Annotated in this window: 20 protein-coding genes and 1 pseudogene; 9 read left to right on the top strand and 12 right to left on the bottom strand. The window is 47.2% G+C overall.

The genetic code is table 11. The annotated features are described in order from the left end of the window. Window positions 1-63 precede the first annotated feature (63 nt). The 3 genes from QUA38_RS14685 to acpP form a co-directional block, all read right to left on the bottom strand. A complete protein-coding gene (locus QUA38_RS14685) occupies window positions 64-417 on the bottom strand; it encodes a transposase (protein ID WP_333162910.1) in 354 nt (117 codons plus the stop codon). A gap of 652 nt (window positions 418-1,069) precedes the next feature. Further along, the gene (fabF, locus tag QUA38_RS14680; protein WP_333141624.1) at window positions 1,070-2,323 is read right to left on the bottom strand and encodes a beta-ketoacyl-ACP synthase II; all 1,254 of its coding nucleotides are present in this window, start codon (window positions 2,321-2,323) and stop codon (window positions 1,070-1,072) included. Window positions 2,324-2,420: 97 nt separating this feature from the next. After that, on the bottom strand, window positions 2,421-2,675 hold the full coding sequence (gene acpP / locus QUA38_RS14675) for an acyl carrier protein (RefSeq protein WP_333071912.1): 255 nt from the start codon (window positions 2,673-2,675) through the stop codon (window positions 2,421-2,423). Between the two features lie 383 nt (window positions 2,676-3,058). On the opposite strand from acpP, the gene QUA38_RS14670 reads away from it, so the two are divergent. From QUA38_RS14670 to glmS, 5 genes are all read left to right on the top strand, one after another. Further along, window positions 3,059-3,964: a CoB--CoM heterodisulfide reductase iron-sulfur subunit B family protein gene (locus QUA38_RS14670; RefSeq protein WP_333162908.1), complete on the top strand. Its 906-nt coding sequence runs from the start codon at window positions 3,059-3,061 to the stop codon at window positions 3,962-3,964. 615 nt (window positions 3,965-4,579) lie between these two features. Beyond that, complete coding sequence (locus QUA38_RS14665) at window positions 4,580-5,791, top strand: chloride channel protein (RefSeq protein WP_333162906.1); 1,212 nt, start codon at window positions 4,580-4,582, stop codon at window positions 5,789-5,791. 100 nt (window positions 5,792-5,891) lie between these two features. Then, on the top strand, window positions 5,892-6,104 hold the full coding sequence (locus QUA38_RS14660; RefSeq protein WP_333162904.1) for a hypothetical protein: 213 nt from the start codon (window positions 5,892-5,894) through the stop codon (window positions 6,102-6,104). 451 nt (window positions 6,105-6,555) lie between these two features. Then, a complete protein-coding gene (gene psaC, locus QUA38_RS14655; protein WP_015175986.1) occupies window positions 6,556-6,801 on the top strand; it encodes a photosystem I iron-sulfur center protein PsaC in 246 nt (81 codons plus the stop codon). Between the two features lie 159 nt (window positions 6,802-6,960). After that, complete coding sequence (gene glmS, locus QUA38_RS14650; RefSeq protein WP_333162902.1) at window positions 6,961-8,883, top strand: glutamine--fructose-6-phosphate transaminase (isomerizing); 1,923 nt, start codon at window positions 6,961-6,963, stop codon at window positions 8,881-8,883. Between the two features lie 57 nt (window positions 8,884-8,940). Here the strand turns inward: glmS and QUA38_RS14645 are convergent, their stop codons facing one another. The 5 genes and pseudogenes from QUA38_RS14645 to QUA38_RS14625 form a co-directional block, all read right to left on the bottom strand. Beyond that, window positions 8,941-9,657 carry a transposase gene (locus QUA38_RS14645; protein WP_333162914.1) on the bottom strand — a complete coding sequence of 239 codons (717 nt, stop codon included), beginning with the start codon at window positions 9,655-9,657 and terminating at the stop codon, window positions 8,941-8,943. A gap of 13 nt (window positions 9,658-9,670) precedes the next feature. Next, window positions 9,671-9,946, bottom strand: coding sequence for a hypothetical protein (locus QUA38_RS14640; protein WP_333162899.1), 276 nt, complete (start codon window positions 9,944-9,946; stop codon window positions 9,671-9,673). Window positions 9,947-10,022: 76 nt separating this feature from the next. After that, window positions 10,023-10,640 (bottom strand): annotated as a pseudogene (locus tag QUA38_RS14635) (IS607 family transposase). A gap of 310 nt (window positions 10,641-10,950) precedes the next feature. Then, on the bottom strand, window positions 10,951-12,429 hold the full coding sequence (locus QUA38_RS14630) for an O-antigen ligase family protein (protein WP_333162896.1): 1,479 nt from the start codon (window positions 12,427-12,429) through the stop codon (window positions 10,951-10,953). A 43-nt stretch (window positions 12,430-12,472) separates the two neighbouring features. Next, on the bottom strand, window positions 12,473-13,318 hold the full coding sequence (locus QUA38_RS14625; protein ID WP_333162894.1) for a YaaW family protein: 846 nt from the start codon (window positions 13,316-13,318) through the stop codon (window positions 12,473-12,475). A gap of 416 nt (window positions 13,319-13,734) precedes the next feature. On the opposite strand from QUA38_RS14625, the gene QUA38_RS14620 reads away from it, so the two are divergent. Further along, entirely contained in the window at window positions 13,735-14,802 is a 1,068-nt protein-coding gene (locus QUA38_RS14620; protein ID WP_333162892.1) for an FAD-dependent oxidoreductase, read from the top strand. A gap of 39 nt (window positions 14,803-14,841) precedes the next feature. Further along, window positions 14,842-15,408 (top strand): Uma2 family endonuclease, encoded by a 567-nt coding sequence (locus tag QUA38_RS14615; protein WP_333162891.1) that lies wholly within the window; start codon window positions 14,842-14,844, stop codon window positions 15,406-15,408. Between the two features lie 58 nt (window positions 15,409-15,466). Here the strand turns inward: QUA38_RS14615 and QUA38_RS14610 are convergent, their stop codons facing one another. Continuing rightward, on the bottom strand, window positions 15,467-16,330 hold the full coding sequence (locus tag QUA38_RS14610) for a Uma2 family endonuclease (protein WP_333162912.1): 864 nt from the start codon (window positions 16,328-16,330) through the stop codon (window positions 15,467-15,469). Between the two features lie 334 nt (window positions 16,331-16,664). Further along, window positions 16,665-17,600: a polysaccharide deacetylase family protein gene (locus QUA38_RS14605; protein WP_333162889.1), complete on the bottom strand. Its 936-nt coding sequence runs from the start codon at window positions 17,598-17,600 to the stop codon at window positions 16,665-16,667. A 159-nt stretch (window positions 17,601-17,759) separates the two neighbouring features. On the opposite strand from QUA38_RS14605, the gene QUA38_RS14600 reads away from it, so the two are divergent. Next, a complete protein-coding gene (locus QUA38_RS14600; protein ID WP_333162887.1) occupies window positions 17,760-17,927 on the top strand; it encodes a hypothetical protein in 168 nt (55 codons plus the stop codon). Window positions 17,928-18,098: 171 nt separating this feature from the next. Here QUA38_RS14600 and QUA38_RS14595 read toward each other — a convergent pair whose 3' ends face one another. Beyond that, the gene (locus QUA38_RS14595) at window positions 18,099-19,691 is read right to left on the bottom strand and encodes a bifunctional pantoate--beta-alanine ligase/(d)CMP kinase (protein ID WP_333162885.1); all 1,593 of its coding nucleotides are present in this window, start codon (window positions 19,689-19,691) and stop codon (window positions 18,099-18,101) included. Window positions 19,692-19,886: 195 nt separating this feature from the next. Beyond that, the gene (locus tag QUA38_RS14590; protein WP_333162883.1) at window positions 19,887-20,963 is read right to left on the bottom strand and encodes a septal ring lytic transglycosylase RlpA family protein; all 1,077 of its coding nucleotides are present in this window, start codon (window positions 20,961-20,963) and stop codon (window positions 19,887-19,889) included. 492 nt (window positions 20,964-21,455) lie between these two features. Between QUA38_RS14590 and purM the strand changes: the two genes are divergently transcribed. Then, window positions 21,456-22,484: a phosphoribosylformylglycinamidine cyclo-ligase gene (purM, locus tag QUA38_RS14585; RefSeq protein ID WP_333162881.1), complete on the top strand. Its 1,029-nt coding sequence runs from the start codon at window positions 21,456-21,458 to the stop codon at window positions 22,482-22,484. The last annotated feature ends 333 nt before the right edge of the window (window positions 22,485-22,817 follow it).

Here is a 22,817-nt window from a genome sequence, read left to right as displayed (position 1 = left end):
ATTAGCTTGCTGGTCTGATTAGATAAACTTATAACCATAAGTTCAGGAGAGTCGGTTGTTTTTTTATCGGAAAGTAGTATTGCTTTTTTGACGGAGGACAAAACTCACACGCTGGCGGTGTAACCATTGTGCCAGCTCTATGCTATGAAATTCTCGATCACCAATAATGATTAATTTATATTTTTTTAAGAGCGTAATTACCGGAGGCAATACTTGTTGCTGTTCGGCAAGATTTGAAGCTCCTTGTTTATCTAATAGTGTCGAGAATATGGGAAATGTTCTTTTTTGAACGATCGCACTTACCATTAAAACATTATACTCTTTCCATTGGGTTCTATCTAATGCAATGATTAATTGACTCCCAGCTTTGAGCTGGCGGGAGAGCGCTTCTTTGACGAGCGGGAACCACAACACCACTATGCTGAGTTCTTTAATCTGTAAAAATCGTTGTATGTGACGGCGACGACTACTTTGTAATATGGGTAATTGTAGGGTGGCAGCTAATCGTTCTATTCTAACTTATTTTTGATACTGTAACAACCAGACTAGCATTTGAAGAGTAAGTAATTGTGCTGGTGTCAGATATTTTTCAAGTATCGAGTGATAGAATAAGGGCAACATATTATTGGTTTGGGTCTTCTGGTATTAACAGGACCCTACTTTTTTATCACAACTGGGTATTCTTTTCCCTCAAGAGATTATTATGTCAATAAGCAGAAATTTTTGAGGCGGCTCGATCGCGCGAAAAGTTTTGCCTGTAAGGCTTCGGGGGCGCTTGTCGCCCCCTGAAATCCAGCCCTTTCGGCAACGCGCTTACTTCGTTGCGCTTGACTCATGACAAGTAAGCATTTTGGGTCAAGCGCTCGCCCGGAGATGATAGTAGCAACGACAAATCAAAAAACAAAATAGCCAAAACCCAGCAGCACTTTAACTGCTGCTGGGATCTAACCCACGATCGCATTTTAGGTTGAATAAAGTTGATTTAGTTAATAGCCGATGGCTCAATCTAAAATTAAAAGGTGAAAAACTAATTTTTCACCTTTTTAACTCTCGACTTTCAAATTGCCTGTTACTGAACAAACTTCTTGAATGCCAGAGTCACGTTGTGGCCGCCAAATCCAAAAGAATTCGACAGCGCCACATCAACTTTTAGATCGCGGCTTGTATGAGGAACATAGTCCAAATCGCACTCAGGATCGGGATTTTCCAGATTAATTGTAGGCGGGATTTTGTCATTGGCGATCGACATTACCGTCGCCACCGCTTCAATTCCCCCAGAACCGCCCAAAAGATGACCGGTCATTGACTTGGTAGAACTAATTGCTACTTTGTAAGCGTGGTCTCCCAAAGTCCGCTTAATCGCTTTTGTTTCAGTCGAATCGTTGGGAAGCGTACTCGTGCCGTGAGCGTTGATATAGCTCACTTGATCCGGCGTCAAACCCCCATCCTTGAGCGCTAAAGCCATCGCCCGCGACGCACCTTCCCCCCCCGGTACCGGAGAAGTCATGTGATACGCATCGCAAGTTAAACCGTAGCCGACGATTTCTGCGTAAATCTTCGCGCCACGCGCCAGAGCGTGTTCCATTTCTTCTAAAATCAGAATGCCAGCACCTTCGCCGACGACAAAACCATCACGATCGCGATCGAACGGACGGCAAGCATGAGTCGGGTCATCGTTGCGAGTCGAAAGCGCCCTCGCCGCAGCAAAACCCGCTACGCACAAAGGTGTCACCGCAGCTTCGGTACCGCCGCAAATCATGGCTTGCGCGTAACCCCCCTGAACTAGGCGAAACGCATCACCCACCGCATTTGACCCGGCAGCGCAGGCCGTCACCGTGCAAGAGTTTGGTCCCTTAGCACCCGTTTGAATCGCCGTCAGACCTGCGGCCATATTCGCAATCATCATGGGAATCATAAACGGGCTGCATCGATCGGGGCCGCGAGTCAGATAGATCTCTTGCTGCTCTTCCAAAACCTTCAGGCCACCAATGCCAGTGCCAAGAATGACACCCACCTGTTCTGCGTTCAGGTCGTTAATCTCAAACTTCGCATCAGCAACAGCTTGTTTACTCGCTGACACCCCAAATTGAGCAAAGCGATCCATCCGCTTTGCTTCCTTGCGCTCTAAATAGTCGTGTGGGTCGAAACCCTTCACCTCTGCGGCAAAGCGGCAGTCGTGCCGCGACGGGTCGAATAAGGTGATCGGGCCTATACCATTCTTCCCGGCAAGCAACCCGTCCCAATATTCGGACAAGGTATTGCCGATCGGTGTAATCGCGCCGAGACCCGTGATAACAACGCGCTTACGCTCTAAATTTGTCATGATTTCAGTTTCAAAAAATTAAACACCCAGAACGCAGAACAAAAGAGGAGTTTCCAGTTTACTAACTTCTCTCCTCTTAGGGGAAAAGACAGGTATTTTATGCTTTTGGAGCTGCAAGTTGGCTGCTGATGAAATCTACAGAAGCTTGAACCGTAGTAATTCCTTCGGCTGCTTCGTCGGGAATTTCAATATCAAACTCTTCTTCCAAGGCCATGACCAGCTCTACAGTATCTAAGGAATCTGCTCCTAAATCGTTAGCAAAGTTGGCTTCGGGCTTGACTTCGCTCGGATCGACTTCCAGTTGCTCTGCCACAATTTTCTTGACTCTAGCAAAAATGTCGTCTTGGCTCATAACATCGTGTCCTCATTGGTTGCTGCGTATCTAATCTTATCCGAAAGGGGGATCTGCAGGAGAAACGCTGGCCGCTTTTCTAAGTGACACGGGCTAGCGACAATTGGCACACCGACGATCGCAGCAACTATAGGACTAAGGCAAAAAAACCCAATAGCCCAAAATGAATCATCTCGTTTAGCCACCTGATAACGTTGATGAACCGGGTTTGTGGTAAATGGTGCGTCAGTCATCAACTCAAAATGCTTGAGAAAAGCTGACAATTGGCTCCTAGCTAGGCGGTGATAGGTTAATTATAAAGAGGGAAAACTAAGCAGGAAGCCTCCCGCCTTCGATCGCTCAACTTTCTTTTCCCGAACCTTGTGTCCCCAGCAGAAATGACTATGCCATCCCAAACTCTCAGATATGCTTACTTTCCCGGTTGTGTTGCCCAAGGGGCGGCACGCGAACTTTACTTGTCTACAATGGCGCTAACTCAAGCGTTGGGGATTGAACTGGTGGAACTAAAGAAAGCTTCCTGCTGCGGTTCTGGTACTTTCAAGGAAGATTCGCAGTTGCTCGAAGATACTGTCAACGCTCGCAATATTGCGTTGGCTGAGGAACTGAATCTACCTTTGCTGACGCATTGCAGCACTTGTCAAGGGGTCATCGGTCATGTGGACGATCGCCTCAAGGAATCTCAGAAAATCGATCCCAACTACATAGAAAAAGTCAACGGTTTACTAAAAAAACAAGGCTGTTCGCCTTATCAAGGCAGTACCGAGGTGAAACATCTGTTGTGGGCGATCGTTGCGGATTATGGACTGGAAGAGGTGCAGAAGCGAGTCACCCGCAAGCTTTCGGGCTTGAAGTGCGCGTCTTTTTACGGGTGCTATCTGCTGCGAGCTCAGGATAAGCTGCTTTACGATGATCCGCACCAACCCGAATCGATGGAAAATGTGTTTCGGGCGATCGGGGCAACTCCGGTTTATTATCGAGGCCGGACGCAGTGCTGCGGCTGGCCTTTGGCGAGTTATGCCACTAACCAATCTTTTCAGATGGCAGGCAAACATATTCAAGATGCTCTTGACAATGGGTCTGATTGTATGGCGACTCCTTGTCCGCTGTGTCACTTGAATTTGGATTCGCGACAGCCGGAGGTGGAAAAAGTAATCGGGCGCAAGTTGGGTTTGCCTGTGTTGCATTTGTCGCAATTGGTGGCTTTGGCTTTGGGTGTGGAGCCAAAAAAACTAGGGCTCGATCGACATATTGTGTCAACTAAGCCCGTGTTAGAAAAATTAGGCTTTTAGTCGATCGATTTGCGCGGGTTTGTAGTAATGACTTTAGTCCTTTCTCATATCAAATTCAGGTTGGTAGTCAGGACTATAGTTTTTTCTCATATCAAATCCGGTTAGATCGGAATTATACGCAAGTGCTAGCGGGACGATCGATCGCGATGGTACATTCTTGAGTTGATACAAGATACCGTTTACAATTTGTCGTTTTGGCCCTAGAGGTGGTCTACTCTTCTTGTGGGGCAGCAAAGGCGCTGCGGAGTTATCACTCTTTGTCGGTTAAGTAGCTCGACTATGCGATTGATTTCTGATCTTAGCTCATCATCAGATAGCCCAAATGGGTTCTTTAAGCTATTGACGCCACCAAGAGATGAAGCGGTCTAACGGCGGAGGCTTCAGCGGATCATCGTGTTGCACGGTGGCTTCACCGCTGATAACCTATGCCTCAGTTCCTTTGCCAGCCCTTGTTATACTGCGATTGCTCTCTTCGCATTCGATAGCCCAGATCTACACTCCAAAGCAAGTGTGGTGGTTGGTAGGTTAATATGCAGACAACAGAAAGTGTATACAATTACACAAAATTGTTTTTTAAGACTTTCTAACTGCCTAGCTATTGACAAGGAGTAAACAATGAAACGAAACCCCGTAAATCTCACACGTTCGGTATTCCTATGGGCAATGCTAGGAATCATTTGTGGTTTGTTTGGTGCAATTTATTGGATATTTTTGTCTTACATAATGGCGGGATTTGAATATTTTAGTGGACCTTCTCTACTAATCATCATGCCGCTTGCGGGTTTACTCATCGGTTTGCTCATTCATTGGCTGGGAAATCCTGGCGAAATAGGGTTGATTATTGACAATATTCATCTCAATGGTGGGCGGTTACCAATGAACGAGAATCCTTCGATGATTCTGTCGTCGCTCATCAGTATTGCAAGTGGAGGCAGTGCTGGTCCAGAAGCACCAATGGTGCAAGTAACAGGTTCAATTGGTACGTGGTTAGCAGATCGCTTTCAATTGCGTGGAGAGGCACTACGAACTTTAAGTATTGCTGGCATGGCATCTGGTTTTACAGTTTTGTTCGGCGCTCCATTGGGTGGTACTTTTTTTGCTTTAGAAATTCTGCATCATCAGAATGTTGTGGAGTATTTTGAAGCAATATTGCCTGCGGTAGTGGCAAGTTGTGCAAGTTACACGATCTTTGTAGCAATTACCCAGCTAGGAATAGGTCCTACCTGGCATTTTCCTCAATACAATGTGGACAGCCTTTATGACTTTGGCGCAGCGATTGCTTATGGAATCGTAGGTGCGCTCATGGGGTGGTTTTTTATCGCTGTATTTCGCAGTGTTGGTCGCTTGTTTGATTCGATACCCAGTCCAATCTATGTGCGAACTACTTTAGCTGGGCTAGCACTTGGTGTGTTATCAGCTTTATTTCCGCTCACTCGTTTCTTTGGTGAACATCAAATAGAAAAAATTGTTGAGGGAAACTTTTCTTTGGGAGTTCTCTTAACTTTAGTTATTGCTAAAGTGTTTGCCATTAGTACGACCGTAAATGGAGGCTGGCGGGGGGGGATTATCATCCCACTGTTTTTTATAGGAGCCTGTTTAGGAAAGGCAATCGCTATCATTAATCCCGCCTCCAACGAGACTTTGGCAATGATTTGTGTAATGGCTGCTCTGAATTCAACAGTTACTAGAACTCCAATTAGTACAACTCTGCTACTCGCCAAGTTGACAGGATTTAGTACTTTTACACCGATTCTCTTCGCTAGTCTCGTGGGTTTCTTCTTGGCTCCCCGAACTCCCTTCATTAGCTCACAGCGTAAAGTTGATTAACAAACGGCTAGAATGCCTTTAATAACTCCGTGTAGCGGTCAAAAATACGTGCAATTTGCCAGTGTCGAGTCTCAAGGTTTTTGCCATTTCAAATACACCCATGGCATCAAACAACATCGAGGTGTTGATACCAGTCAGCTTGCCGTTTTTTATCGATTATACAAAAGCCAGTGTGTCCGATGAATGTGGCTGGGTTGATATTTTGAGTCACAACCTCGATTATTTTCACACTCTGGCCCGTCAATATTCCGAAGATTACCATTCTGCAAGGGTAATGGGTATCACCTGGATAAGATTATCGCAGAGAATGTAAAAACTTTACCCGCAGATTATGACCCAGATCCGGTTTAAACTGGCACGGAAACTAACGAAAGCCGAAAAAGTGGCATTAGAGGGACAACTAGATTTGTCGTGGTGGCAACTCGCGCTCGTGATTAAACGGTCAAACGCTGGGATGTAAGGCTGTAAGAGTTTAGTCAAGAACTTTGAGCAGACTCTCGCCAATGCCACTGCGAAACTCAATTTGTATTTCATCAGGCTCATGCTCAAACGGTTGGCAAATGAATAAATCCCAAATGGGTTCTATAAGACTCCCAGCGTGAATAACTGTGAAGTTTTGTCGCTTTTTCGCGAAGTGCTTCCAAGCACTGCGGTAGACTAACCTTTAATTCTCTGTGCAGGCTATAGCGGTGGCACCTCACCGTCAAATCTGTTAATTCGCAGAGCAAGGAAATTTTTAGTGACTCGTTGGGAGCCTTTATTCAATGTCTCATTCAGTCAAAATTTACGATACTTGCATCGGCTGCACTCAATGCGTCCGCGCTTGTCCGACTGACGTTTTGGAGATGGTGCCCTGGGATGGCTGCAAAGCAGCTCAGATTGCCTCATCTCCCCGCACCGAAGACTGTGTAGGCTGCAAGCGGTGCGAAACTGCTTGCCCCACCGATTTTCTGAGCATCCGGGTTTACCTGGGAGCAGAAACCACTCGCAGTATGGGTCTAGCCTACTAAATATCGATCGACACGCCGATCAAATTACGGGCACAAGAGAGGGGGCAATTTAATCGCCCCCTCTTTTTTGTCGCGGAATCTGCATTCTGGGGCCGGAAGAAGGTAAAAATGATAAAACGTGAGTTTTATTGCGATCGCTAAGCAGGAGTAGTACGTTAAATGTGCGGAATCGTTGGCTATATCGGCACGCAAGCAGCAAGCGAGATTTTGCTAGCAGGATTGGAGAAACTAGAATACCGGGGCTACGATTCAGCGGGCCTCGCTACCATCTCGGAAGGAGAAATTACCTGCATCCGAGCCAAGGGCAAATTGCACAACCTCCGGGAAAAGCTAGCAGAGATAGAATCTCCGGCTCCCATTGGCATCGGACACACCCGCTGGGCAACTCACGGCAAACCAGAGGAATATAACGCTCACCCTCACCTGGATAATAGCGGGCGAATTGCGGTAGTTCAAAATGGAATTGTCGAAAATTATCGCGATTTGCGGAAAGAATTGAAAGCAAAGGGACATAAATTTGTCTCGGATACCGATACAGAAGTGATTCCTCACTTAATAGCTGAGTTATTTGCAGAAGCAAAAAGGGAGAAGGAAGAAAGAAAAGAGAAAAAGCCCGAAAAAATTGCTGATTTGTCGTTTTTAGAAGTCGTTGCAAAAGTGGTAAATCGGTTAGAAGGAGCTTTTGCGATCGCCGTTATTTGCGCCGATTTCCCCGACGAAATAATTGTCGCCAGACAGCAAGCTCCTTTGGTGATTGGTTTTGGTGCTGGCGAATTTTTCTGCGCTTCCGACACGCCGGCCTTAGTCTCTCACACCCGCACTGTTTTGTCGCTGGAAAATGGCGAATTGGCAAGGCTAACTCCGATGGGAGTCGAAGTTTACAGCTTTGCAGGAGAAAGGCTGAAAAAAAGCCCGCGCATCCTTGGTTGGAGTCCGGTTTTAATCGAAAAGCAAGGCTTCAAACACTTCATGCACAAGGAGATTTACGAACAGCCCGCCGTAGTCCGAGCTTGTTTGGAGGCTTATTTAGACAGCGAGTGGCAGCCGGGAAATCTGCGCTCTCCGATCAATCTCAACTTGCCCAAGGAACTTTGCACCGATGTCGAACAAATTTCAATTCTCGCCTGCGGAACGAGCTGGCACGCCTCGCTAATTGGCAAATATTTGTTGGAACAATTAGCTAATATTCCCACTGCGGTGCAGTACGCTTCTGAGTACCGCTACGCGCCCGCACCGCTGACAGCAAATACTCTAACTATTGGTGTAACACAGTCGGGAGAAACGGCGGACACACTGGCTGCTTTGGGGATGGAGCAGCAGCGCCGCGCAGGTTTTACCGATAAATTTCGGGCGAGAATGTTAGGCATTACTAACAGAACCGAAAGTTCGATCGCCCACATGATGCCACACGTGATCAACACCCACGCTGGTATAGAAATTGGCGTTGCTGCGACTAAAACTTTTGTCACTCAGTTGATGGCATTCTATTTCTTAGCTTTGGATTTGGCGCACCAGCGGCAAACAATCAGCACGGATAGATTGGCAGAAATTATTGCTGGTTTGCGCCAATTGCCAGCGGAAATTGAGAAGTTTTTGGAGATTCAAGAACAGTATGTGGAGGAATTGTCCCACCAGTTTACAGACACCCAAGATTTTATCTTTTTGGGGCGGGGAATTAACTTTCCGATTGCTTTGGAAGGGGCGCTGAAACTGAAGGAAATTAGCTACATTCACGCCGAAGGATATCCGGCGGGAGAGATGAAACATGGCCCCATCGCCCTTTTGGACGCGAAAGTGCCTGTAGTGGCGATCGCCATGCCCGGAAGCGTCTACGAAAAAGTGCTTTCCAACGCTCAGGAAGCGAAGGCCCGCGACGCACGTTTAATTGGCGTTACGCCGAAGCAAGGTGTGGCGGAAGCCGAGATTTTTGACCACGTTTTGCCCGTGCCTTTGGTGGATGAATTGTTGTCACCGATTGTGACAGTGATTCCGCTGCAATTATTGGCTTATCACATTGCGGCGCGTCGGGGTTTGGATGTGGATCAGCCACGAAATTTGGCGAAGTCGGTGACCGTAGAGTAAAGGAAGTCAGTTGGCAGTTGGCAGTTGTAGCGCGAAAATAAAGTTGTACAGATACATTTAACCCGGTAATTCCCGGATGTCCGAGATTACTGAGTATGGCAGGACTTGGAAATCGGTAAGGATTCCAGTCAAGGAGGTATCTCTCAAAGCTTTTAACAAAATGTTAAAAGCGCCATTTCGATCGCGATCTAATTTGTGACCGCAGGAGGGACAAGCAAAAAACTTGTTGCCTCCTAATTTTGTATGGATGTGTCCACACTTTGAGCAAGTTCTAGAAGTGTACTCTTCGGTTGTGTCTACTACAACACAGCCATGCTTGGCTGCTTGATGCTTCAACGTTTGCTTGAATCTGTAATGGCTCAATGTAACCATTGCTCTAGCTGTTTTTTTGTTTAAACGGCGTTTACCTTTTTTTACCATTTGTTGAGTTTCAAAAGTAGGTAAAAAAATCACTTTATATTTGTCACACAAGTATTTTGCAGTTTTTTTGTGAAGCTCAAAAATTAAATTCTTGATTTGAATCCTGATTTTAGATGCAGCTTTTCTTAAACGGCAACGAAGTCGCTTAAAAGCACTTCCTTTGTTCTGCCCGATGCGACTCATTACTTTATCTAGGTGCCTCGCTAAGCGATAGATGCGACCAATGTCATGCTTGCCTATTTCCAATATTTCCCGTCCGTCAAACCCAGTCATAAAGGTTCTTACGCCGGGGTCAAGCGCTACCGCTAAATTTGAATTGGTAGCAGGCTTTGTTTCACTGACCGCGTAGCTTATGAACCACTGACCGTTAGTTAATCAGGCTTAAACTGGGCTCATGCTCCATTACTTCAGCAATTGGCTCGGCAGCCTTAAAGCTAAGGTCTTTGGTTGCTTGAGGGTAGAAGGTGTTTAACTTCCAATTTTCTGTCTGAAATCTAATGGTTTGAGACGTGTCGCGAAATGTCCTAAACTTAGCGAAACCTCTCGATTTTTTAGCAGCTTTATGCGCTTCAAAGGCTTGAAATACTGCTAATTGCCTGGGGCTGTAAGGTTGTTGTTTTACCCAATCGGGTGCGCTATCCATGATTTGCTTTCGCAAGTCATATTTGCCAATTTTCTGAGTTTTCAGAATAGCGATTGCTTGGTTGTAGCACCAGCGACTAGCTGATATCCATGCTCTCCAAATCGCTGCTAATCTTGTTTCCGGGTAGACTCGGATCTTCTTTGATAGTAGCTTTGTACTTTCGGAGTCCGTAGAGCCTGCAACTGAAGACGTGGATGATGGCAAGGATATCTTCAACCAGCTCTCTTTCTGGAGATAAGTCTGTTCTACTGAGAACCACGAGTTGGCAATCGTTTTGTTCACACATCCATCTGATGAGGTCACAACCAAACCTTGCGAGTCGGTCTTGGTGGCAGACCACAATTTGGCGGATAACTCCTGACATGACTTGTCCCAGAAGGGTAAGAAGACTTTGTCTTCTGAAGTTAAGTCCTCCTCCAATATCTTTGAAGACTTGTCCTTGCGGGTAGATTTATTGGAGGTAGTTAACTTGTCGGTTGAGGTCTCCTTTTTGTTTGGCGCTGCTGACCCGACAGTAAAGTGCGGTAATTCTCCGGTCAATTCCGTCGCTGAATACTGAGTAAATGTCGTAGCGTCGCTGATTGGTAGGGGTTCTAAGGGTTTTAATTTTCCCCGCTTCGTCCCAGTTTCTAAGGGTTTTTTCGGAAACTGAGAGAAGCTTGCAGGCTTCTCTGGGTGTGACATAACGAGTCATGGTAGTTATTTCGCTTTTGTCTCGTGCTGCTTTGTTTTATCACATTATTCCGGGAAGTAGCAGGAAAATACTTACTTTGTTACAACACTAACCCAAACTCTTTTGCAAATCAAAGGTTTCCCCCTCTGGTGTAAAACTTTAACCGTAATTTTTCTTACGAAACATCAGTGCTTTCAAGCGTTTTCAGTCTACGACTTTATTTTGCAGACACAGCAGTTGGCAGTTGACTGTTGACTGTTGACTGTTAGCAGTCGTTATTTGTTATTTGTTATCAATAACCTTCCCGCCTCTGCCTCCAATGCGCGATCGTCTATTCCCTCTGGCTGACTCCGCAAATTGCGGCTAACAGCAACCAGCTTGTAGTATTGAGCCGGAAATCAAACAGCGTCACATCTACAGTGTTAAATAGCGTATAGGCGGCGAAGGCTAATAAATAACTGAAAAAAATTAGGCGATCGGCCGCTCTTACATCTTGACAAACCACCTGACTAGTGCTATTGCTTATAGGTTTTTGATTGAACACTAAAGCATTTTCCGCTACTTCCTGTGTTGCTATTTTCTCGTGTTTAATATCTGCAGAAAAAAGTGGCCAATTCGCCAGCAGCAAAACACCCCTAGCCAAAACCCAGCCAACTAAACCAAACAACAAAAGCGTTGCGGGTATTCCCGTTTCCGCAGTCAACATCAGTATCAAACTGTGAGGATGACCAAGCCATTCTTGCATCTGAGCTTGATAGAGAGGCGTAAAATTTCGCAATCCCCAACCAGTCCAAGGACGCTGCTGAGTCATTGACCAAGCAAATTCCCACTGAGTTTTTCTCAAAGTAGCAGTCGGCCGATTTGGAAACATCTCGTCGGTGAGTCTAGCCCAAAAGAAAGAGGGAACAATTCTTCGTAAAGATTGCCGAAGTGGTTCCGGGCCAAAGGCAGACAAAAAAATTGTGCTAGCCACACTCAAAACCGCAGCTAATAATTTTTTATAACCCCCATAAAATGCAAAAGCCAAAACTGCGATAACGGCCAGTCCCCAAGCATTGCGAGAATTAGTAAAAATCAAAGCAACAGCATTTCCGATCACTGCAAAACTTAAAAATAGAATTTGGGAATAGGGAATTGGGAATAGGGGATTGGGAATGGGTAAGTGGTGACGACTGACAACTGCCAACTGACAACTGACTTCTGCCATCCACAGTCCCAGTGCTAAAATAAAAGCAATTGTCAGATAGCAAGCTAAAATATTAGCGTACATAAATACAGAAGCCATACGGCCGGGGGGATTGCCTTGGGGTGCGAGTACCCAGCCAAAAACAGGCTGCAATTGCTCGATGCCACTCCAGCCTAAAAATTGCTGTCCCAGGCCTAAAATTATCACTGGAATTGAACTAATTACAATCATCCAAGACAATTGCCGCAATTGAGGCAAAGTTTGAATTAAACTGCTGAAAGCAGCAAACAATATAAAGAATGGCAAGAAATTGTACAACCCTATAAAAGCCTCAATACGGTTGTGCGCAAAAACGGCTGTGATAACTAGCAACGCGCTCAGAATTGCGAATCCTCGATTCAATGGGCGGCGACTAATTTGACGGAACTTGAGCTTGCAAGTGCCGGCCAATCCCAGGAATAAACCTAAAGCTCCCAAAATCGGAATTAAGGGAAAAATCAGCATCCCCACTTGGGCGAAATTCCAAGGTATTTGCAGGCGGAGCTCTGGATGTTTTTGGAGGCGAGACTTGAGATTTTCGGCTGTCAGTTTGGCAGCTAATTTCAACCGATTATTGATATTCACCCACACTCCCAATCTCAAATCTAAAATCTACAATTTACCATTGTTAAGCTAGTTCCCAAACGCATTCCGATCGCGTCAAGCGTATTTGAGCTAAGGCAAAAATGGTCGGGATAATGCGGCCGTAGTTCGTGGAAATCGATCGCCAACCCAAATCCGCTAAAAACCAAGTCCACATCACCGGACCGACCAACGAAAATACGCTCCGCGTCGCACCGTAACGAGCAGCACTCACCGCCATACCGCGCCGCGCCGTCTGAATTGCGACATAATTTTGAAACTGGGTTGCTGCAGTTGCAGTGCCTGCAAGCACTCCTTGTTTTGCCATTTGATACGTGGCAAAATGCAGCGCAAATTGATTGGCCATTAGTTTGAGCAGCATTGGTTTTAAGATAGAACTAACAGCTAAAGCGCTGCCGCCTTTGAACAGTAAACCTAGCGGGTCTTTTTCTGCAGAAATGGGCAGGGGTTCAGAGAGTTTAGAATCAACGATCGCTCGCTGTACGCGCACTGTCAGGGCTTGCTGTTCATCTGCCGGTAAACGCTTCCACGCGCGGCCCATTAAGTGCAGAAATACTTCTGCCTCTAAGTCGGTGGTTGACAACTGTCTGGGATAAGGGATTTTGAGATAGCGACAAACTTGAATTAGCGCTTGTCTGTAAGTTACTTGTTGGGTTCGCCCTCTGAGTACCGTCAACCCGTCGGCTGCAAGATAGCGAAACCGCTGTTCTACGGCGTCGAGCCATGCTTGGCGATCGCGACTTTGTACATCTACCGGTGCGGGGGTTTGCACGTAATCTAAAGGGTTAAACTTGCGGCTGAACAGAAGTTCTGTTAGTTGCTGCAATTCTTCTTCTGTTGTCAATTCGAGTGCTGCTCTGAGTTCGTCCAAAATTTTGCCCTCCCCTATTCGATTTTAGATTTTAGATTTTAGATTTTAGATTGCTGCTGATTGACAACCATTAGGATTTAGGATTTACCTACAGTGGCATTTTTTGATTTGGTCTTAATCATGGATTCGTGCTGTCCTTTATTCTACTACTTGGTGCAGGGCGATGGCGTCGGGCCCGGCAAGCTACGGCTCTTTTGAGTCATCGGTAAGGTAAAAATTCAGCTCGCAGCCTTTAAGCTGATGTTTAGATTCACAAGGCTGACAATCAAGAATCCAGGATACAAGCCCCCGGATTCATCCGTGCAGAAATAAAAAACCTGTATCCGATGAAACTTGCCCCCCGGATTCATCCGTGGGGTCAATGCTTCAATCTAAAATCTAAAATCTAAAATCTAAAATCGATTGACTGATTGATTATGTTCGATGTTGCGGTGATTGGTGCGGGTATGGCGGGGCTGAGTTGCGCTCAACGGTTGCGTCAAGCTGGTTATTCTGTGGCCGTTGTTGAGAAATCTCGTGGCGCGGGGGGACGAGTCGCTACCCGCCGCGTACAGGGTTCTAGGGCCGATCACGGGGCGCGGTATCTGGAACCGCAGGGAGATGCGGTGCAGGGGTTAATTGAGGCTTTGGTCGATCGGCACATCCTCAAACTCTGGACGGATTGTGTCTGGCAATTGAGACAGGGAAAACTTTCTGCTATTCCTAGCTCTTGTTATGTCGCACCTGCTGGAATGAATGCTGTTGGTAAGTATCTGGCGGAGGGTTTAGAAATTTGGTTTGGCCGCCGCGTCAAAGCTATTTCTCGTACCGACAGCCAAATGTGGCATCTTTCCCTGGAAGTTACCGACGACAATTTAGACATACCTCAAGAATTGATTGCTAAGGCTGTGGTGGTGGCAATTCCTGCTCCTCAAGCTTTAATGTTTTTGAATTCTGAAATGGGTTTTTCGCCTGATTTTATTGACAAATTGCGTTCCGTGGAGTACGACCCTTGCATTACTGTTATGGCTGGCTATTCTGCGGCACGAAAGTCTGATTTGAACAATCTAAATCCGCAGTGGAAATCTGTTTCTTTTCCAGAGAATTCTGATTTAGCTTGGGTTGGTTTAGATAGCACCAAGCGGCTCGATCCGCAGCAGCCGGTGTTTGTGGTTCACAGCAGCGCAAATTTTGCCGATCGCCATCTAGAATCTGCCGATTTGGCAACAGTCGGTCAAGAATTGCTCGATCGCACTTCTGAATATTTAATCCCTTGGCTGAAACAGCCGGAATGGTTGCAGGTTCACCGCTGGCGCTATGCTTTTTGTCGAAATCCTTTGCCTGTTTCTTGTTTGGCGGCGGAGGGGACTTTGCCGCTGGTTTGTGCGGGGGATTTGTGCGGGGAAGGTCAAATAGAAGGTGCTTTGCGATCGGGTTTGGCGGCGGCTAATTGGGTGAATTCTCAGTTGCAGGATTTGCCCTTAGATGCCAGCCTAAATTGGTAACATGGCTACAATTAAGGTATCGATTTTGCCTCTAACGTTATGATTGCCATCCCGTCTGGGTTTAGCCCCGAAGATTACCTTGCCCTCGAACGTGATAATACTGTCCGACATGAATATCGGCGCGGTTTGGTATACGCGATGGCGGGAGGTAGCGATGACCACAGCCGTCTCTGTATTAATTTGATAACTGCAATTAACCTTCACCTGCGCGAGGGTGAGTGTCAGTTTTTTTCGGCTGATGTCAAGGTGAATTATGCGGATGCGTTCTTCTACTATCCAGATGCGTTTGTCACCTGCGATGCCCGGGATCGCGAAGATCGTTATGTGAAGCGTTATCCCAAGTTGATTGCTGAGGTTCTATCCTCTTCGACTGAAAACTTTGATCGGGCTCAGAAGTTTGAGGATTATCAACAGCTTGAATCGTTGGAAGAGTATGTTTTAATCGCGCAGAACCAGATGCGGGTGGAGTGTCGTCGTCGGGTGCAGGATGCGAGTTCCCTGCGGTGGGAAACCGTGGTTTATGAAGCAGGCGATACGGTGATGCTGCAGAGTATTCGGCTGGAGATGCCGATTGAGGAGTTATATCGGGGTGTCAGCATACTCTGAACTCCTGAGATTCGATCGATTGAATTGCACTAACGGTTTCCTTTGGAGTAGCCGCCATTTATCCCAATCGCTGCACATCTTCCACCGACAGAGAAAGCGCCTGAGCAACTTGTTCGACAGTCAAACCCATTGCCAGTAGTTGAGGGATAGCATCTTGTTGTGTTTGCTCCGCGCGATCGGCTCGTTGACGCTCAACTTCAGCCCGCTGGCGTTCCTGTTCGGTGTGGAGGCGTTCGAGTCGAGCTTGCTCGCTCCCGGTCAGCAACAAATTCCCCTGGTTATCCCACCAGCGCAACCACCGTTGTGTCTGATTTTGATAGCTGCCTTCCCATACGCCTAACTCTACTCCCATGCGGTCGATCGGGTAATGTCCGCGATCGTTCGGTTCCAACAGGCGATAGCGAGCGTTCACCCAGTTGTAGACTTCCAGTTGGCTGGTTTTAATTGTATAGATGGCGTAGTAGGGGATGCGGATAATCTGTTCGTATACCCAAAACTTCCCTGGTTTCTGAGTAATACCTTCTGGCAAACGAGATAAGGGGGTGTTGTCGCGTTCTTCGGAACCATCCCCACTGGCTAATTCGATCGCAATTAGGGGCACCATATACTCGCGCCACAGCACGTAAGAGCGGCGAATTTCTCCGTCTAACAAAGGCGGAACGTTCGGCACGTAGAACCAGTCAGGGGCTTCGGCTCCGCGTTCTGGTGGGTCTGTTTCGCGCCAGTATATCCCACAATCTTGCCCGATCGCATATTGTCCGTCGGGGTGAAGCGTTTGCAGTGTGTTTTCTAGGGAGTCGGTAAGCAGAATACTCTGGGGATGTTCTTGAAAGTTCTTCACAAACGTGCCGTCGGATTCGGGGAGTTGGGTGTGATCCGGGAAGGCAGGGGGCAACCCTGTCGCACTGAGACTTTGGGTCATGGTTGGTACGCGATCGACTCGCGATCGAACTGATGCTCTGTTATAGAGTAGCGATTTTCGATTGATTTGTGTAGTTAAAGTAAGGAAGAAGCAAGAATGAAGTTCGGCAACGGATTCTGTAAGGGATGTAACGGATGTCAGTCCGATGTCCGTCGGAAGAAGGAAGAAGGCAAATGCAATTAAAGCAATGGTTTCAGTAGTCAAGAACGTCGCCTGGAATTGGGCGCGGTTGCTACTTCTTCCTTCTTCGTCGTTCGGCTAGAGTTCTGAAAACTTAATCTAACGGCATACAAAAAAATGGAAAAATGGTGTAAACTCCCACTTTTCCAAATTGTTATTTTTGTGCTGTTTCCTGCTGTTCTAAGTCTTGTTCTTGCATCTGCAATAACTCGGGAACTGTTACAAAACTGTACCCTTCGTTTCTCAACCGAGCAATAATATCAGGCAAAGCTTTTACAGTTCTTGCTCGATTGCCGCCGCCGTCGTGCATCAGCACAATGCCGCCGGAATTTGCCTGCCTCATCACGTTGTCTATCAAAGATTCCGTAAGAGTGCGCCAATCAAAAGAATCAGCAGACCACATCACAACTGCATAATTTTTCTTTTGAGCATAAGCTGTCAATCCATTGTTTAAAATGCCTCCTGGCGGGCGGAACATCGATGTTTGGATGCCAGTCAAGTCTTCAATTAAGGATGAAGTGCGATCGATCTCGCGAGAGGCACCGTTTTCGTTATACTGAAGGTATTCATGGTTCCAAGTGTGATTGCCGATCGCGTGACCGGCTTCTGCGACCTGTTTGCCAATTTCGGGAGAATTTTGCAGGTATTTTCCTACCCAGAAGAATGTAGCCTTAATATTATTTTCCTTGAGAATATCTAGGATTTGTGTAGTTGTTTTCGGCCAGGGGCCGTCGTCAAATGTCAGGGCGATCGCCTTTTGCTGGGAGCCGAGTTTCGCGTGACGAATGGTTGTACCTTGAAACTGCGACGGTACGGCTGATTGAAATCGGATTGCCTGCACTTGGGCTAGAGCCTGTTGGGAAAATTCTACTCGATTGGCGATCGCCTCGGAGAACTTATTAATATTGGACATCGGCTGTTGTTCTTGCGACTGGGATACGGCTAAGACTTGCGCCTGAATCGGTTGCAAGGGCTGATTTGCCCGCAAGTTAATCGGCCATGTCACACCCAGCAAAAAACTTCCTGTGGCTGCCATAAAAGCAACGATTAAAGTTTTTCGCCGCCTCCACAGCAGTTTCAAATTTGTCACGTCATTCTCTCCTTCACACCTTGTAAAGTTAATTTGAGATTTTATGTAGATATCAAGTTAATCCACTTAAGAGGATAATCTTAAATTGGACAGTCCGTAAAAATGCTACTGCAAATGACCGATCGTGGGGAAGTCCATCCGGATAAAAAAATTTAAGATTTGTACGCCAGAAATGCCCTAACCCATGAAAACGCCGGATGGTTGAACTTTTTCCCCAGCCAGGGGACGGCGCTCAAATCGGATTCATGGCACGATATTGTGAGTGTGAGGGACTCAGCCCGCATCGGCCCGCGTCCCTACCTGACACTGCAAGTTGGTTTAACCTGAGATGTTGCACCATTGTCAATAAGCTTTTTATGAACAGGCTTTCCGGCCTGTTCCACAAGAAAATTCACTCTTTGTGGAACAGGCCGGAAAGCCTGTTCTTGAGAATGGTGCAAGATGTGAGTTTAACCGGATTTCATATGAGGGCGATCGCGCGCCCCCAGCGTCGTAAAATTAACTTTTAGGGCCGATTCTCTCTTTGTAAAAGCCGACAATCCGATCGATAACTTCGGCAACAGTCAGATTATCTGTTTGAATTTCCACAGCATCGGCCGCTTTACGCAAAGGTGCAACCTCGCGGGTGCTGTCTTTTTCGTCGCGCAGGGCGATGTCTTGTTCCAATTGGGCCAAGCTAATATTAGCCCGATCGCTATCTTTAAGTTCTAACAGCCGCCTGCGCGATCGCTCTTGTACCGAAGCCGTCAAAAAAATCTTCAGTTCCGCATCGGGAAACACGTTAGTGCCGATATCGCGGCCTTCTGCTATAATTCCGCCTTTTGTGCCACAGCGCCGCTGTTCCTCCACCAGAAACTGTCGCACGGCGGGAATTGCCGCCATTTCCGAGACGCGGGATGTCACTTCCAAACTGCGAATTGCCTCGGTTACGTCTTCGCCGTTAATCTTCAACATCTTTGATGCGGGATCGAGGTTGTATTCCAAATAACTGGAACTGATTAATTCGGCGATCGCGCATTCGTCGGAAATCGGGGTGTCTGTTTTCAATGCCAGCCAAGTCAGCGCCCGATACATCGCGCCGGTATCCAGATAAAACAAGTTCAAAGCTGTTGCTGCAAGGCGAGTTACGGTAGATTTGCCTGCTCCCGCCGGGCCGTCGATCGCTACAATGGGCCGGCGATTCCTGAGAATTATATTGTCAATCAAACGAGTAGAGCCAACTCTGGCGGCCACGGCTAAAAGTCCCGCTGTTTCCACAACCTGTAAGGGGGTCAAACTGTCGGGATCGACGAGTTCGGCGTATTCGAGCTTGACTGCGGGTTCTCCTGCGACTGCTGCGCGGGCGACAGCGAGTGCGGCTGCTGCGGTGCGATCCTCGGAAGAAAAAGTTTCCGAGGCTTGTTGCAGGGCGCGGTAGAGTACGGAGGCTTGCTGTTTTTGCTCTACTGTTAAATACTGATTGCGAGAACTCATTGCCAGTCCCGACTCTTCGCGGACGATCGGACAAGCGACAATCTCTACAGGCAAGTTAAAATCAAAGACCAACTTCCGAATAATTGCTAGCTGCTGGGCGTCTTTTTGACCGAAATAAGCTTTTGTCGGCTGCACCAAACTCAAAAGTTTAGTAACAATTGCCGCGACGCCCTGAAAATGACCTGGCCTTGCTTTGCCACACAAAACCGATGTCATCGCCGGTGGCGGTACTACTTGAGTTAAGGATGAAAGGTGAATCTCTATCTGTTTTTGGGCGGTTTGCTCTGTTTCTGTGCGTTCGACCGCTTGGTTGCCGAACATTTCAGTTGCTGAGGGAGCAAATATGGCATCAACCCCAGCTTGTTCGCACAACAGTCGGTCTTGCTCCAAATTCCGAGGATAATCTTGAAAATCTTCTGTCGGGCCAAATTGCAGCGGGTTGACAAAAATGCTGACCAGGGCGATCGCATTTTCTTGCCTTGCCCGCTGGATCAAGCTCAGATGCCCTGCGTGCAAAGCTCCCATCGTCGGCACCAAACCGACTGTCAAATGAGGTGCAGCAGACTTTTGTAAATTTAAGTAGCAGCGAAGTGCTGCAATGGTAGTAAACAGGCGCACCGGTAGAATCTCCTGAAGGCATTCGGCAGAATACAGAGTTTATTTGTCAGAATTTGTTCGACTTGACATCTTGCACCATCCTTAATAATAGGCTTTCGGGCCTTTTCCACAAAGAATGGTGCAAGATGTCAGTTTTATTCTACTTTCTGCCTTCTACACTTCGGATAACTTTTGTATTCTGCCTGAGAGTAGCCTTCAGCGTCCAACAGTTGTTTGCTGCTGCGGTTCGATCACTTCGATTTCCACTCTCGCAACGCCACTGCTCATCATTCCCAGTACGCTGGCGGCGCCGGCGGACAAGTCAATGAGCCGATCGCCGACATAGGGGCCACGGTCGTTAATGCGGACGACTACGGTGCGGCCGTTGTCGAGATTTCTCACCATGACTCTAGTTCCAAAAGGCAAATTTGGGTGGGCTGCGGTCAAATCATTTTGGTTGAAACGCTCGCCGCTGGCGCTGAGGTTGCCGTCAAATCCCGGGCCGTACCAGGAAGCCCAGCCGCTGAGGCGCACTTGAACTGGGCCCAGAGACAGCACAGCGGTTTCTGGTTGCGGTTTGCCTGCGACTTCTTCGAGGGGTGGGGCGTTGCCCAGAAGCCGGCGGAGGCGATTGGTTGCTTGCAGGGCGTCTCGGCTAAAGTCCCTGGTGGTATCGGGGAGGATGGTTTCGGCGTTGATGTTTACCAAGTCCTCGCCGTTTGCCTGGATAATGTAGCGATCGCCTTTTTCCCATTTAACGGTAATGCTGTTGGGATCGATGTTGTTGCGGGCTAGCTGATTGAGTCTTGCTGCTAAGCTTGATGCCCGCCAAACTGAATCAGGTTCTTGGATGCTGTCGTTGCTAGCTATGTTTCCGACTTTAGGGTTTTCTCTGGCGCCCGCTACTTTTGACGGACTGCTAGCACCGGCTTGGCTGTTGCCAGTTTCTCCCAAAGGCGTTTTTGTTTCCGGATTCGCGTTCAGAAAGGTGATGACTGGAATGTTTCGCACGTAGACTGTCGCTGCTTGTCGCCCGCCTAAGTCGTGGGGCTGAATTTTGGCGATCGAGTCTCGGGCAATGTCAGCTCTTGCTTGATACTGATACTGTCCGACTTTTTGCGCTTCGACCCTAGTAGCGTTTAACTGCCGGGACGGTTGGGTGGCAATTACTTGCTCGGAAACCTGAGAGTTTTGGTTGTCGGCACCTGTTGCTTGTGCGTGACAAGAGGATGCCGTTCCTACCACAGGAACTAACAGGACAGCGAGTAGACCACCAACAAATTTTTCCTTCATACGTCCATTTTTGTGAATAGCCATTGCCAACCGAGATTGGAGGATTGGCCATTTGGCGGCGGGCGTCAAGGATTTCTCTCTTGCCCTTCGCCATTCCCCCGTGAGTCAAAGCAAAGTATCCGGGTGCGTTTTTGCTTTAATGCTTCCGCAAAAAAAATTGGCGGAAACTTCCCTGACACTTGACAACTCATACTCGATCCGCAATTTGTGTTTTGTTCACGAACTGCAACAGACTACCACAAACTTTTGTGGTTGGGGATCGCTGCGATCGCGATTTTCACCAAATCTTCATAAAATCTTCTCAAAACCCTCTATCATAAAACCCTTTAGTTCCAGTGCTTACAGCCGTTTCAGTCTTTACGGAAAAATTTACAAAAATTTACAAAAAATTAGTGTATTTTGTGGGCTACGGAATGGCTAGTCTTAAAAAAGCTGTTTGTCAACTGTTATGGGAATAAACTAAAAATTAGAAGAAATCGATTTGGCGGACTTATGGATTATCGAGAAGCAGGTGTGGATGTTGAGGCGGGCAGAGCTTTTGTCTCGCGCATCGGGAATATGGTCAAGAGCACGCACCGATCGGGAGTTTTGGGCGGATTCGGCGGGTTTAGCGGTTTTTTCAGCGTCCCGGAGGGTTTAAAAGAGCCGGTGATGGTTTCGGGTACTGACGGCGTTGGGACTAAGTTGAAATTGGCCCACAATCTCGATCGGCACGACACGGTAGGTATCGACTTGGTGGCGATGTGCGTTAACGACGTACTGACATCCGGGGCCGAACCCCTCTTTTTTCTCGATTATTTAGCCACGGGAAAGTTAAATCCCGAACAATTAGCTGCGGTGGTGGCTGGGATAGCTGACGGTTGCAAGCAAGCGGGCTGTGCTTTGTTGGGCGGGGAAACGGCAGAAATGCCCGGTTTTTACCAACCGGGAGAGTACGATTTAGCTGGTTTTTGCGTGGGAATTGTCGAAAAGAGCAAATTGTTGGACGGTTCGCAAGTGCGGGTAGGAGATGTGGCTGTGGGGCTGGCGAGTTCGGGCGTACACAGCAACGGTTTTAGTTTGGTGAGAAAAATTGCGGGCGATCGGGGTTTTGACTGGAATTCCCAACCCGAAAAGTTAGGTGGCAAAAGTTTAGGAGAAGTGCTGCTAACTCCGACTACAATTTATGTTAAACCAATCCTCGAAGCAATTAAGAGTGGTTTAGATATTCACGGCATGGCTCACATTACGGGCGGCGGTTTGCCGGAAAATTTGCCCCGCTGTTTGGGCGCAAATCAATCAGTGAAAATTGACAGCAATAGCTGGCCAAATTTGCCAATTTTCCAGTGGATTGCTGAAGCTGGCCAAGTTGCCACAGCAGATATGTTCAATACCTTTAATATGGGGATTGGGTTTGTGCTGTTGCTCGATCGCACAGAAGCCGATCGGGCTGTTAAATGGTTTGAATCTCAGGGAATTGGTGCGTTCGCGATCGGGGAAGTGATTGAGGGGAAAGGAGAATTGATTATGGATAATGGATAATGGGTAATGGGTAATAATTAGTAAGAAGCAATCCCAGGGGCTGAAGATTGCTTCGCTTTGCTTTTTTATGCACTAACAGACAATCTCAACCTGCATTCATTTGTGTAGCTGCGGTGAATTTTATACTTTTGAAAGTAACCGCAGAGTACGCAGAGGAGATAGAGGAATAAAGAGAAAAAGGCATTCACAACAGATGACTCGTTGCGACAATTTTAAATAAAATTTAAAAAATAAGCTATTGTGCTTTTAAATACCGTAAGTAAGTCGGTGGGGAAATTTATAACTATGTAACAAAAAATTCCTGGGGGCGCTCGGAGCTAAATTTAAGGCGTT

Origin of the sequence: Microcoleus sp. Pol12B4 (assembly GCF_036701385.1) — a bacterium.
GTDB lineage: Bacteria > Cyanobacteriota > Cyanobacteriia > Cyanobacteriales > Microcoleaceae > Microcoleus.
Note: the sequence above shows the minus strand (reverse complement) of the source record. Positions and strands in the feature narration are given on the sequence as shown.